At 35.3% G+C, this 13139-nt stretch carries 15 protein-coding genes; 1 reads left to right on the forward strand and 14 read right to left on the reverse strand.

Annotation, left to right across the window (positions count from 1 at the left end; translation table 11 throughout):
* Positions 1–3 precede the first annotated feature (3 nt).
* Positions 4–351 carry a hypothetical protein gene (locus tag C245_RS0107015; RefSeq protein ID WP_017495877.1) on the reverse strand — a complete coding sequence of 116 codons (348 nt, stop codon included), beginning with the start codon at positions 349–351 and terminating at the stop codon, positions 4–6.
* Positions 348–1877: a bifunctional GNAT family N-acetyltransferase/carbon-nitrogen hydrolase family protein gene (locus C245_RS0107020; RefSeq protein ID WP_017495878.1), complete on the reverse strand. Its 1530-nt coding sequence runs from the start codon at positions 1875–1877 to the stop codon at positions 348–350. Before C245_RS0107020 ends, C245_RS0107015 begins: the two co-directional genes overlap by 4 nt.
* 175 nt (positions 1878–2052) lie before the next feature.
* Between C245_RS0107020 and C245_RS0107025 the strand changes: the two genes are divergently transcribed.
* Entirely contained in the window at positions 2053–2382 is a 330-nt protein-coding gene (locus C245_RS0107025) for a single-stranded DNA-binding protein (RefSeq protein WP_017495879.1), read from the forward strand.
* Between the two features lie 61 nt (positions 2383–2443).
* Here C245_RS0107025 and C245_RS0107030 read toward each other — a convergent pair whose 3' ends face one another.
* From C245_RS0107030 to metG, 12 genes are all read right to left on the reverse strand, one after another.
* Positions 2444–3136, reverse strand: a complete 693-nt coding sequence (locus tag C245_RS0107030) for a DUF2461 domain-containing protein (protein WP_017495880.1) — start codon at positions 3134–3136, stop codon at positions 2444–2446.
* 257 nt (positions 3137–3393) lie between these two features.
* Entirely contained in the window at positions 3394–3582 is a 189-nt protein-coding gene (locus C245_RS0107035; RefSeq protein ID WP_017495881.1) for a hypothetical protein, read from the reverse strand.
* 82 nt (positions 3583–3664) lie between these two features.
* Entirely contained in the window at positions 3665–4183 is a 519-nt protein-coding gene (locus C245_RS0107040; RefSeq protein WP_017495882.1) for a ferritin, read from the reverse strand.
* A gap of 95 nt (positions 4184–4278) precedes the next feature.
* Complete coding sequence (locus tag C245_RS0107045; RefSeq protein ID WP_017495883.1) at positions 4279–5724, reverse strand: hypothetical protein; 1446 nt, start codon at positions 5722–5724, stop codon at positions 4279–4281.
* 49 nt (positions 5725–5773) lie between these two features.
* The gene (locus tag C245_RS0107050) at positions 5774–6403 is read right to left on the reverse strand and encodes a chloramphenicol acetyltransferase (protein WP_017495884.1); all 630 of its coding nucleotides are present in this window, start codon (positions 6401–6403) and stop codon (positions 5774–5776) included.
* Positions 6403–7110 (reverse strand): HAD family hydrolase, encoded by a 708-nt coding sequence (locus C245_RS0107055; RefSeq protein WP_017495885.1) that lies wholly within the window; start codon positions 7108–7110, stop codon positions 6403–6405. The genes C245_RS0107050 and C245_RS0107055 overlap by 1 nt, the downstream gene beginning before the upstream one ends.
* Before the next feature lie 228 nt (positions 7111–7338).
* Complete coding sequence (locus C245_RS0107060) at positions 7339–8217, reverse strand: DMT family transporter (RefSeq protein ID WP_017495886.1); 879 nt, start codon at positions 8215–8217, stop codon at positions 7339–7341.
* A 33-nt stretch (positions 8218–8250) separates the two neighbouring features.
* Positions 8251–8931, reverse strand: coding sequence for an RloB family protein (locus tag C245_RS0107065; RefSeq protein WP_017495887.1), 681 nt, complete (start codon positions 8929–8931; stop codon positions 8251–8253).
* Between the two features lie 5 nt (positions 8932–8936).
* Positions 8937–9410 carry an AAA family ATPase gene (locus tag C245_RS0107070; protein ID WP_081603519.1) on the reverse strand — a complete coding sequence of 158 codons (474 nt, stop codon included), beginning with the start codon at positions 9408–9410 and terminating at the stop codon, positions 8937–8939.
* On the reverse strand, positions 9293–10255 hold the full coding sequence (locus C245_RS23630) for an ATP/GTP-binding protein (RefSeq protein WP_026109925.1): 963 nt from the start codon (positions 10253–10255) through the stop codon (positions 9293–9295). Before C245_RS23630 ends, C245_RS0107070 begins: the two co-directional genes overlap by 118 nt.
* Positions 10256–10453: 198 nt before the next feature.
* A complete protein-coding gene (locus C245_RS0107080) occupies positions 10454–10729 on the reverse strand; it encodes a hypothetical protein (protein WP_017495889.1) in 276 nt (91 codons plus the stop codon).
* A gap of 256 nt (positions 10730–10985) precedes the next feature.
* Entirely contained in the window at positions 10986–13043 is a 2058-nt protein-coding gene (metG, locus tag C245_RS0107085) for a methionine--tRNA ligase (protein ID WP_017495890.1), read from the reverse strand.
* Between the last annotated feature and the right edge of the window lie 96 nt (positions 13044–13139).

Consider the following 13139-nt stretch of genomic DNA (forward strand, 5'->3'; position numbering starts at 1 on the left):
GTACTATATTTCTTTTTTAACAAGCATAAAATAATCATTATCCAAAGAGCGATATCCTTGGTCATACAGAAAATAGTAGGTGTTTCCTGTTTTGGTCTGCAAGATATTGGTAAAGAAATCGAAATCAAAACCTTTGTTTGTCATTTTATCCCTTGTTGCTTTAGATTTCCCGTTAGGGTTTAGTTCGCTCAAAATTCGGTAATTTTTTCGTAATTTATTGTTTACATTACGCATGAAATTTGTACTGTCTTTATTTATTTTATTATTGTAAGCATTTCGACAGCTGTCTGAGCAGAATTTCTTGTCTTCCCTACCTACAATTTTTTCAGAGCATTCGAGGCATGTTTTCATGAATCTATCTTTTTAACTTCGTACAAATCGGTTCTTCGATCTTTTAACGTGCGTACACTTCCATGTTCGTGTAGCTGTTTCAGCAGGTTCAGATCAACATCAACTATAAGAGTCATTTCTGTATTTGGAGTTGCTTCGGCCTTTATTCCATTACTCGGAAAAGCAAAATCTGAAGGTGTAAAAACAGAGGCCTGAGCATATTGAATATCCATATTGTTTACTTTCGGGAGATTGCCCACGCAGCCGGCAATAGCGACATAACATTCATTTTCGATGGCACGTGCCTGCGAACAGTGTTTTACTCTGGTGTAGGCGTTTTGAGTATCGGTTAAAAATGGCACGAACAAAATGTTCATTCCCTCATTGGCCATAATTCTAGAAAGCTCCGGAAATTCAACATCATAGCAAATCAGAATACCGATTTTTCCACAATCAGTATCAAAAGTTTTAAACTGAGAGCCGCCTTTCATTCCCCAATGCTGCACTTCATTTGGAGTTACATGGATTTTAGTATAGATTTCCGAAGTTCCGTCTCTTTTGCAAAGAAAACCAACATTGTAAAGGTTTCCATTGTCCAGATAAGGCATGCTTCCGGTAATGATATTGATATTGTACGAAATGGCAAATTCCTGAAAACGCTTACGGATAGGATCTGAATATCGGGCCAGTTCACGAATGGCTTCGGCTTCCGATAAATGATTGTAATCGGCCATTAAAGGTGCTATAAAAAGCTCGGGAAACAAAGCAAAATCACTTCCATAACCCGAAACGACATCGATAAAAAATTCGGCCTGCTCAAAAAATTCTTCAATATTGTTAAGCGGGCGCATTTGCCATTGAATCAGTCCCAAACGAATAACACTTTTTTCGAGGTTAATTAATTTTGGACTTTCGTCGTAATACACATTGTTCCATTCTAAAAGTACCGCAAATTCTTTCGATTCTTCGTCGCCTTCAAGGTAATTTTTAATGATTCGCAATACATGAAAGTCATTACTTAACTGAAACGAAAGTACCGGATCGTGTAATTCTTTATGTTTTACCTTGTCGATATAATTTTTTGGAGTAAGCTTTTTGGAATGCTGGGCATAGTTTGGAATTCTGCCGGCAAAAACGATTGCTTTTAGATTTAACTGTTCGCAAAGTTCTTTTCGGGCATCGTATAAACGTCGGCCTAAACGTAAACCGCGATAATTAGGGTGAATAAAAACATCGATTCCGTAGAGGATCTCTGCATTTTTATTATGGGTCGAAAAAGTATGGTTTCCTGTTGCTTGTTTGTAATTATGTCTTTTGTCGATTAGCTTTTCATCGACAATTAAGGATAAAGCCGATCCTACGACTTTTCCATCTGCCAGTATAACAAGCTGTCCTTCTGGAAAAATAGAAAGTAGTCTTTTAATATCGTCCTCTTTCCAGTACGAATCTGCCATTTCGGGATAGGATTCTACCATAGAATCTTTTAGCTGCTTATAGTCATCGAATTCCAAATTTCGCAATTCGACTTTATTGATTTTTGTCTGCATATCGTAAGGTTTCTCTCAAATATACAAAATAAATTCCATTTACAAACGGTTACAAATAGTTACAACCGAAAGTAAATAGTTGTCTACCGGATAATTGCTTGCGTTCGTCAGATCTTTGTCCTGTTGAATTTGATGAACGAATTCATTTTATACTAACATTTAAATATTATACGCCATGAATGCAATGAAAAACAGAGTACAGTTAATTGGGAACGTAGGAAACGATCCGGAAATTAAAACATTAGAAAACGGTAGAAAATTAGCACATTTGAGTATCGCTACCAATGAAAAGTATACCAATGACAAAGGAGAGAAAGTCGAACAAACCGAGTGGCACCGAATTACAGCCTGGGGTAAAACGGCCGAAATAATCGAAAAGTTTGTCGTAAAAGGGAAAGAAATTGCTGTTGAAGGCAAACTGACTCACAGAAGCTACGACGACAAAAACGGAGAGAAAAAGTTTATTACTGAGGTAGTCGTAAATGAAATTTTACTATTGAAGTAAATAGTATTGACGGTCGATAATCTAAACCGGACAGGTTTCAAAAACCTGTCCGGTTTGTATTTTATAAAATGGAAGCACCATTAATATCTGTTGTTAATATTTCACTCATATAATCAAAAAAGGGCCTCATGTTTTTAAAAGTCGTGAGAGCCTGTTCCAGAAAAAGAGGACTCAGCACCTCCTCATCAGTAAAACGCCTGATAAGCAGAAACGATTTGTAACGGAGTAAATCTATAGCTTCATGGTTTATGTCGTAGCCTTTGGGAGCCGTTTTAAGTTGCTCTCCCTGCAAAGTCCCAAAAGTGCTGATAAAAGATTCTGACTGTACTATTTTCTGCATAGCTTGAGAATCGTGACCAAATTCGGCTCGGATGCGTTTGAGATCTGCCGCGTTTGGCCCCCAAAAACCGCCGGCCAGAAAACTATTTCCTTTTTCGAGATGAAAATAATAACCGCCGCGTTTTTCTTTTGTTGCTCTGGTATAACTGCCTCCCCAGAAGGTTTTAAAAGGAGTTTTGTCTTTAGAAAAGCGAATATCACGATAAATTCTATAAACGCTTTTTTTGCCCGAAGCTGTTTCCAGAACATCTGTTTTCGAAAGTTCTAGCAGCAAAGCGCCTGCAAAGGTTTCAATATGATTTAATTCGATTAGATATTCCTGCTTATGTATCTCAAACCAGGGCTTGTTATTGTTTTCTTTAAGCAGAGATAAAAAATCAAGACTGGATTTGGGTATCGTAATGTCGTTTTTCATAGATGAACTGAATGAATCGTAAAAAATTTGAGATTAATTTTAACCGCAAGGAACGCAATGGAGAAAAGCAAAGTTACGCAAAGATTTGATTATTAAAGATCTCGTTTTTACAAAGTAAAGATTACTAACGATTTCAATCGTTGCAAGACATCACAATAGATTAATTCACGTTGCAGCTGCAGCTTATAATTATTGTTCTGAGGGTGGTCAGGGCATTAAACTAAAAAACCCACCGGTTGGTGGGTTTGTATATTTCGTTAAGCAGTTTTTTTGAATAAATCAAACATAGGACAACGTGAGCAACGTTTCTTTTCGCTTTTTTTGTATTTCTCACAACAAGAAGATTTACAGTTTTCCAACTTCTTAATGTTCTCAAGGATAGCAGCTTTGTTCTTCTTTTTCTTCTTATCCTTTTTTTTGTCCTTGTCTTTTTCTTTCTTGCTCAATTTTCCTCTGTATTATAAAAACAGAGACAAATATAAAAGAAAAAAGTTATTTTTAAATGTTCTAAATAAACTTTAACTTTTTTTATTTTGGGTTGATAGCGATCGAACTTGTAACCGTTAATTGTTGAATATCACGGTCGAACAAGTATAGTCCGCCTTTGTCATCTCCAATTAAGTTAATTTTATCTAAGATTGACTTAGCTGTCGCTTCTTCTTCGATTTGTTCAGAAACATACCATTGTAAGAAATTATGTGTTGCATAATCTTTTTCTTCAAAAGTAATGTGTACCAATTCGTTGATTGATTTTGAAACAAAAAGTTCGTGGTTGTAAAGTTCCTCAAACATTTCTTTGAAAGTCGAATAAGATGTTTTAGGTGCTTTTAGATCAGTAATATGAGCGTGACCTCCGCGTTCGTTTACATACTTTATTAACTTTAGCATGTGCGCGCGCTCTTCGTCTGACTGTGTGTACATAAATTGCGCAATTCCTTCCAGTCCGTGTACTTCAGCCCAACAAGCCATAGAAAGGTAGGTTTGCGAAGATTCTGCCTCTATGCGGATTTGCTTGTTTAAAGCTGTTTCGATATTTTTTGATAACATAATATTTCTCTTTTATGTAAAGTTAGAGAAAATAATCCATTCCCTTTTTTTTCAAACCTGAAAACATAAGACATTTGGATTAATTCTCAATAAAATTAAGGCCTTTCAAATGAAAATGGTTTCGAAAAAACAGCCTTATCGATGATCGGGTTTTGTGTTTCATTTTCCGGGAATCCATCGGTAAATTTTCGCATCTGATATTGTTTTAAAGCAGTATCGTAGTATCCTAAAATATAATAATCATCAAATCTAAAAATGTTATCCAGAATCGCTTTTCTATTGTTGTTTAAAAAGTAATACAAGTTGTCAAGCGCCATTGGTGCCGGATCTTTGGCAACAAATTCTGATTTTTGGTTTAAAGCAGTTTCAAAAAATACGGTTTCGTCATTTACAACCGGCAAATAATCCCAGGTAAAAGTATCGTTCATGACGGTGTAATAAGCTCCGCCAACACGTGGCGTTCCGCCGAGTGTCATAGAAGTATTAATTCCATTGTTATAAAGAGATAAACCTATTTCTAATGCAGCCAGATGTTGTAGAAAACGTTTTGTGTTCTTCAATTCCCGTGGTTTTCTTTCACCGCCTTGCTGAACAAGGAAGGGAGAGGTCTTAAATCGAATCGTATCTTCCTTTGTAACTCTGATATTTTTTATAAGTTCGCCCGAATCATAATTTTTAATGTCAAGAACCAGTTCATCCTCATTAGCATTGATTTGATAAAGCTTCCTTTCATGATAGAATGAGTTGCTTATTTTGCGAGGTGTTTTAATCTCAGACTGCGTAATTTTCTTTTCAATAACATCCTGATTCTCCAGATTGAGATCAAAAAGCTGTGTTTCTTTCGGATTATGATCCAGCGTCAGGATAAGATGATTGTCTTCGAGATAAATTTTACTTTTTTTAGAAGCTTTGTCTAAAGGGGTATAATCTTCCGGATCAATTTTTATAATCGGATTCTCTTTGATGAGCTGTGAAAAGTTTACAGACTGACCTCTTTTGTTTTGAAAGGTAAAAGCAGAGAAATCAAATATCCGCTCTTCTACAATTCCGTTTTTAAAAACATAGGCTGTTAAAGTATGACTTGTGAGTTCTTTAGATAACAGGTAGAGTAGATTATTGCTTTGGAATTTAGCAACGATGTATTCACTCGAAGAAGGATATTGAAATTTTAAAATCTTATATGTTTTGGTTTCTAAATAATACTTAACAACCAAAATTTCCGAGGAATCTTCGGAAGCCCAATAAAGTGTAGGGTTTCCGTCTTCACTAAAACTATAACCCAATATCGATTTGTTTTCAAGATTGGCACGTGATACTGTAAATTCGTCCTTTAAAAATAAAGCGTTATTGTATTTTAAAATGGTAAGATTCTGAGTATTTGTGGCAAAAACAAATACATCGTGCGTTGCCTTATTTTCGACATTAACGATTGTATTGTTCTGATCGTACCTTTTTAAATCTAAAGGATAAGATGCCAACACTGTCTGACTCAACAGCGTTGACTGATAGGTTACTAACAAGAAAAGGAGTAGTTTTTTCATATGCTTTTATCGACAAAATTATTCCAAATTTAAACCTCTTGTGTGCGAATTACTGATTCATTAATTCCTGAAAATAGTCTACAAATTGTCCCATGTGTAATCCGTCCATTAAGGCGTGATGCACATGAACAGACATTGCGATGGTTCTTTTTCCGGTTGGTGAAACCATCATTTTTCCGAAAGAAACCTTTGGACAGCTGTCCGGAAAGGTAAAACTGCGGGCATGTGAAAGTGACGTAAAATTCAACCACGGAATTGCCGAGAAGTGAATTAAATTATCATTTTCAAAAGACCTTGTAAAAAGTCCCGTGGTATTCTGTATGCGTTCTATTTCCTGTAAAGCTGTTTTTTCGAAGGTTTTAAAATCAGGGTGGTATTCTATAAATGAAAATCCGAAAGTACCGTTTTCACGTCCGATGGTTGCTGAGGCATCGATTTGGTCATTGATGTAAATCTGATCTCCCGAAATTCGGTATCTAAAATTTTCGATTGCATTTACGGCAACCAGTGTTTTATGCAAATAATAAATAAAAAAGGATGATTCGAGACTTTTGGCCGTTTCGTAGGCCTGCGTACAATCAATCTCGACGGTAGCCCCAAAAAAGGGTTCTTCCATTTGAATGAAGTGTGCAAAGTGCTCTTTTCTATTCCAGTTTTCTAAGTCTAAAAGTGTTTTCATTACAATAAGTTCTGAAGGATTTCAGTGATTTTTTCAAACGAACTAAAATGTTCGTGTTCTATTTTGTGACTGATTTTTTCATGCTCCCAAGTGGTGTGAAACGGAATATGTACAGCATAACCGCCAATTCCTAAAACCGGAAGTACATCTGATTTTAGAGAGTTCCCGATCATTAGGAATTCCTCTGCCTGAATCTCTAAACGTCCTAATAATTTCGTATAATCAATTTCCTGTTTGTCTGACATTACTTCGATATGGTGAAAATAATGACCAAGTCCTGAGCGATGTAATTTGCTGTGCTGGTCTTTCAGATCGCCTTTTGTGGCTACAACCAGTTTGTACTTTCCGTGTAGTGTTTTTAGAGTTTCTTCGACGCCATCAAGCAATTCAATTGGTTTTTCGAGTAATTCTTTTCCATACTGGATGATTTTTTCGATAACCTCAATCGGAATAGTGTTGTTGGATATTGTCATTGCAGCTTCGATCATCGACAAAATATAGCCTTTGATTCCGTAACCGTACAGTGACAGGTTCTCAATTTCGATTTTGAATAGTTCCTGCGAAATTCCCTGATGCGAAAGATAATCTTCCATCAAAGCGCAAAATTTATGTTCGGTTTCCTGAAAGTAAGGTTCGTTTACGAATAAAGTATCATCGGCATCGAATGCGATTACTTTTAAATTGGGTATTTTGTTTTTATGTAACATAATGTTTTTGTTTCAGGTTTGAAGTTTTTCTTGTTTCAGGTTTTTTCGCCACGAATTCACGAATTTTATTGCTACAGTTTAAAATGATCTCAAAGCTTCTAAAATAATCTGCCAGATCTGCTAAATCTGCGTGAAACCTTTTTATTACGAATTCACGAATTTAATGATTCAGATGAATAAATAATCTGCGAAAATCTGTAAAACCAGCGTCATCCGCGGGCCAATGACTTAGAAAAGCTTTTTTAATGAAATCGTTTTATCATAGAACGTAATTCTAATTCCGAGCAGCAGAATGATTCCGCCAAAAACCATTTGTAAAGTTATTTGTTCTTCCAAAAACAACCAAGCTAATATCGAAGTAATTACGGCCTGACTCAATAAACTTAACGAAACCCTTGTGGCGCGCATGTGCTGGGTAGCATAACTGATGGAAAGCCAGGCACACAATTGACAAATCACAGCCTGAAGTGCCAGTACAAACCAACCCGTATTCGAGAAACCTGCAAAAGGCTGATCCAAGGCATAACATAGAATTCCTAAATAAATACTCGAGGCAATTAAGCTGATGGTCATAAAAGATAAAACATCGATTTCTGAGAGTGCTTTTTTGCTTACCAATAGATAAATCGAATAAAGAATACCCGATAAAACCGCAAACAAAAAGGCTTGATCAAAATTCAAATCCATGAAAAACTCAAATCCCACCAACGTGACCATTCCGAATAAGGAAACGACAGTTCCGATCCAGAAATTGGTGGCAGGTCGTATTTTTAGAAAGAAAAAAGAACCAATCCCAACCCAAAGCGGTGATAAATTAGTTAGCAAAGATGCCTGAGTCGCACTTGAATCCTGAATAGCAATATTCCAAACCGCAACGTCCGAAGAGAATAGAATTCCGCAAAGCACTGCTAATAATATGAATTTGGTTTTCGGAAGCTTAAAGCTTTTAGTAACCAGTACATAAGGCAAAAGCAGGAGTACCGCAAAAAACATTCTGTAAAAAGCCGAGATTAATCCCGGAGCCAGTTTTAGTTTGACTAATATTGGAAAAATCGAAATACAAAGTATTCCACCAATCAGGGCTAATCTTGGTTTTGTGAGTTTCATTGATTCTAAGTTTATGAATCTTGTAAAAGTTTATTAATCTTTTAATGTTTGAGGTTTAATAACTACTTTATTTACTGCTGAATAACTTAAGAGCTCTTGAATTAAAAGATACACTTTTGTTGATTTTATTACAGGGAAATAGTTTTCCTTGTCTAGGTCTGAGATTTCGGATCTTTTAATAGCGTCATTTATAAGATTTATATTCATAAAACAGAATGGATAAATTCCAGTTTGAATTGTTCCTAGTTCTGTCTTGATTTCTCCAGATTTGGTTGATTCTATTTTATCTAAATCCTTTATATGAGCCCAAAGCCAAACTTCAAAACAATAATTACTTACAAATAGTTTTGCATCATTTAGTTTATCACAAAAATTTTTAACTTCAATTATTTGCTCGGGAGGATGTTTGTCTACATCTAAAACAAGTCTATATTTATCTTCAATTGTAGGGGTTATTTTAATATCTTTCGGCGGTTTTTTTATAAATGACTCAACTCGCTCTTTTAGTTTTAAGGGAGTGTTCCCAATTACTCCAGTATTGTTTTCTAAAATATGATGTATATAAGCTGTTTTTCTGTCTAGAAAAGTCTCGTTAAAAGCTTCGAAATAATTGGGCTCTTTTACATTTCCTTCGTAAACAATAAAAAACTTTGTAGCATCCTCATCTCCTTGCTTTTTGTTATAATCTTCAAGTGAATATTTTTTTCTATTCATTGCAGTTATTTTTCATTAATTAATTTAGAAAAATCCCCCAAAAATGGGATTCCACCATATCTTCCTTCTAAATAACCCCTTTCTAAAACTTTATCCCCTCTTGGATTAAAGTTACTTAAAGGATAAAATTCAGTGCTTCCATCCGATTTTTTTTCAGTAAACCATATTTCATCTCTTCGTAATAATTCATCATCTAATAAATGACTCTCGTGAGTGGTGAAAATTAATTGACTGTTGTTCTTTGAATTTTCAGAAAAAAGCCGTAGCATTTCTTTTGCTAATATTGGATGCATGCTTCTCTCTAGCTCATCAATAAAATAGATTGAATTATTTACTTCCAATAATTCTTCAAAAGCAGGGATTAATTCAAATAATCGATTTGTACCGTCAGATTCTTCATTAAAATCGAATAAGCTTTCTGAAGAGAAATGTTTTGTTTTAAGAATAGTGACAAAGTACTTTTTTTTAATTTTTTTAATATATGTAAATTATTATTAAGTCGAAAAGGAATGTAGTTTTCAGTTGATATTTCTATTTCATTTTCTAATGCATCAATTAATCTTTCTTTTTGATCACTATCTTCATAGCTGAAAAAGTTGTCTATATCTATTTCTTCAACTTTTATCTTTTCAATTCCGGTATTACTATTGCTTAATAAACCTTCTACAAATTCGCGTGATTTCTTATTTGTAGATAATGATTGCATAAATTCAAAACTTTTACTCTCAGGATCTACAATTCTCATTAATAGAAATGAAAGATATATGTCGTCAAATAAATTTGTACCTTCTACACGATGTCTCAATAATTTTAAAACGGGAACATTATCGTCAAGTTCATTTTTTAAAAATTCTTTGATATAGGCTAGATTGTTTTTTTTTAACATTTTAAACTCTCCAAAATTAACAACGTTGTTTTTTCTTTCAAAGATTAATGTTTCGGTTGTTTTTTTTACGGAATTTATTACATATAGCCACTCTTGTGTGATTTTTCCTTTTTTTAGCTCAATTGCATAATCATAGTGTATGTTGTTATAATCGCATTCTATTCTAAAAGTTGAGGGCTTAGATTTGTAGCTATTGTCTAATCTAAAACGCTGACTTGGGGTAACTGAAGGAGTATAATATTCATCTGTAATTAATTCTTTTAGAAATTCTATAGCTTTTATTAGGTTACTTTTACCTGCCGCATTTGCACCATAAATCGCTGCCGTTTTTAAAACTTCAACGCCAGATTTGGTTTTTTTTATATGATTAGTGAGTTGACGAGAGCCATTTCCTTTTGCGGGAAGCATATTGAATTCTGTCTCATCTTTGAAAGACATAAAGTTACTGACAACAAAACGGATTAGCATGATTTTACGATTTTTTCGTTAAAAGGTGTGTTTTTGGTGTAAAATAACGAATATTATAAACTTAAAAAAAATTATTAACCGTTTTTTTCGTAGAATTTAACTGAAAAGAAAGGCTGTTTAAAAGAAACGCGTTAATCGATTACCAATTTCACGCGTTTAAGAAAGTGTTTAAGCTGTAGCAATTTCACTGCAGGCCTTTGCTATTTGTTGATCCGAGAAGGGATCAAGTGCCTGGGTCAGCATTTTAATGGTTTTCATACAGCTTATCATTTTAGTGCGCAGCTCCTGGTTGTCACCAATCTCTGTTTCCAGAATTGCCTCGAAAATCTCGGACAAATATTCCGGTTGTTCTCTAAACTCGCCTTCCATCCAAAGAAAGGAAAGAAATTTTGCCACCGCTGGCAGTACATCTTGTTGTGCTGGTTTTTGATTTTCTATTTTCATAGGGTTGTTTTTATAACTTATGAATAAGTTGTTAGAAATTTCCCCTGGATATTTTTGCAGTAGTAAACTTATGAAAAAAAAGTAATCGAAACCTTGATCAGTATTAAATTTCGTACAAATTTATATTGAAAGAATTTTAACCTGCTGTCTTTTTATTAACAAACCCGACAGGTTTTTAAAACCTGTCGGGTTTATAAATTTCTAAATTTAGAAAATTAGCACATTATCAAATTGCCACATTTTCTAATTAAAATAATTAGTTTACCGTTTCCCCATTTGGAGCATCGGCATCCGGATTGATGAAAACCAGTTTTCCTTCGGCATTGGTTGTCATCAGGATCATTCCCTGACTTTCTACACCACGTAAGGCTCTTGGCGCTAAGTTGGCTAAAACCGAAACACGTTTTCCGATAATTTCTTCCGGTGAAAAGCTTTCGGCAATTCCTGAGACGATTGTACGAACGTCAATTCCGGTATCCACTTTAAGTACTAAAAGTTTATTGGCTTTAGGCATTTTTTCGGCTTCCAGAATAGTTCCAACACGAATGTCCATTTTGGCGAAATCTTCAAACTGAATAAGATCTTTTTGTGGTTCAGGTTGTTTGCTTTCGGCAAGATTTGCGGTTTTTGTCGCTTCCAATTTGTCTATTTGTTTTTGTATTTCTTCGTCTTCTATTTTTGCAAAAAGTAATTCGGCTTCACCAATTTGATGTCCGTCAGGAATTAATTCTGGATTTTCAGTAACATCATTCCATTGCAATTTGCCTTCATTTTTCAGGATTCGGGATAATTTAGCGGCAGTAAAAGGTAAAAACGGTTCCGCCAAAATGCTTAATGCAGCAGCAATTTGAAGTGCTACATACATTTGAGTTTTTACGCGCTCCGGATTGTCTTTCATTACTTTCCAAGGCTCTTCGTCGGCTAAGTATTTATTTCCTAAACGAGCCACGTTCATCAACTCACCCAAAGCTTCACGGAATCTGTATCGCTCTACCGAACTTGAAATTACAGCCGGATATGCTTTTAGTTCAGCCAAAGTAGCTTCGTCAACTTCAGATAATTCGTTTGGTTTCGGAATAAATCCGTTGTAATATTTATTGGTTAAAACCACCACACGGTTGATGAAGTTTCCGAAAATAGCAACTAATTCGTTGTTGTTTCTTGCCTGGAAATCTTTCCATGTAAAATCGTTGTCTTTGGTTTCCGGTGCATTCGAAGTTAAAGCATAACGTAAAACGTCTTGTTTCTCCGGAAATTCTTCTAAATATTCGTGCAGCCAAACCGCCCAGTTTTTAGAAGTCGAAAGTTTGTTTCCTTCCAGATTCAAAAACTCATTTGCAGGAACGTTGTCCGGTAAAATATAGTTTCCTTCGGCTTTAAGCATCGCCGGGAAAATGATACAGTGAAAAACAATATTGTCTTTACCAATAAAATGAACCAGTTTAGTGTCTTCGTCTTTCCAGTAAGGTTGCCAGTCTTTTCCTTCGCGGGCTGCCCATTCTTTAGTAGACGAAATATAACCGATAGGAGCATCAAACCAAACGTATAATTTTTTTCCTTCGGCACCTTCAACCGGAACGTCAATTCCCCAGTCAAGGTCACGCGTTACGGCACGAGGCTCAAGCCCGCCGTCAACCCATGATTTTACTTGTCCGTAAACATTCGGTTTCCAGTCGTTTTTATGTCCAACCAAAATCCATTCGGTTAAAAACTCAGTATATCGATCTAAAGGTAAAAACCAGTGTTTTGTTTCTTTTAAAATTGGCGTTTCTCCGGTAATTGTCGATTTTGGATTAATCAAATCGGTAGCATTCAATGTCGATCCGCATTTTTCACACTGATCTCCATAGGCTTCAGGATTGTCACATTTAGGGCAGGTTCCTACCACAAAACGATCCGCCAGAAACTGATTGGCTTTGGCATCGTACAATTGTTCGGTTACTTCTTCAATAAAATCGCCTTTATCGTACAAGGTTCTAAAGAATTCAGAAGCCGTATCATGATGAACTTTAGCCGAAGTTCTGGAATAATTGTCAAACGAAATTCCAAAATCAGCAAATGATTTTCTAATAATTCCGTCGTATTTATCGATAACTTCTTGTGGTGTAACTCCTTCTTTTTTGGCTTTCATCGAAATTGCAACACCATGTTCATCGCTTCCACAAATAAATGCAACGTCTTTTCCTTGTAAACGTAAATATCTCGAATAAATATCTGCAGGCACGTAAACCCCCGCCAAATGCCCAATATGTATAGGTCCGTTGGTGTAAGGTAAGGCTGCCGTGATAGTATATCTCTTTGGATTCTGTATCATAACTCAATTTTATTGAGTGCAAAAATAAGCAATAGAATTGAGATTTTGTTATTGCGTGGAGTTTCACAGAGAAAAAGCACAGAGATTCACCGAGTT

The organism is Flavobacterium sp. WG21 (genome assembly GCF_000335775.1).
GTDB lineage: Bacteria > Bacteroidota > Bacteroidia > Flavobacteriales > Flavobacteriaceae > Flavobacterium > Flavobacterium tructae.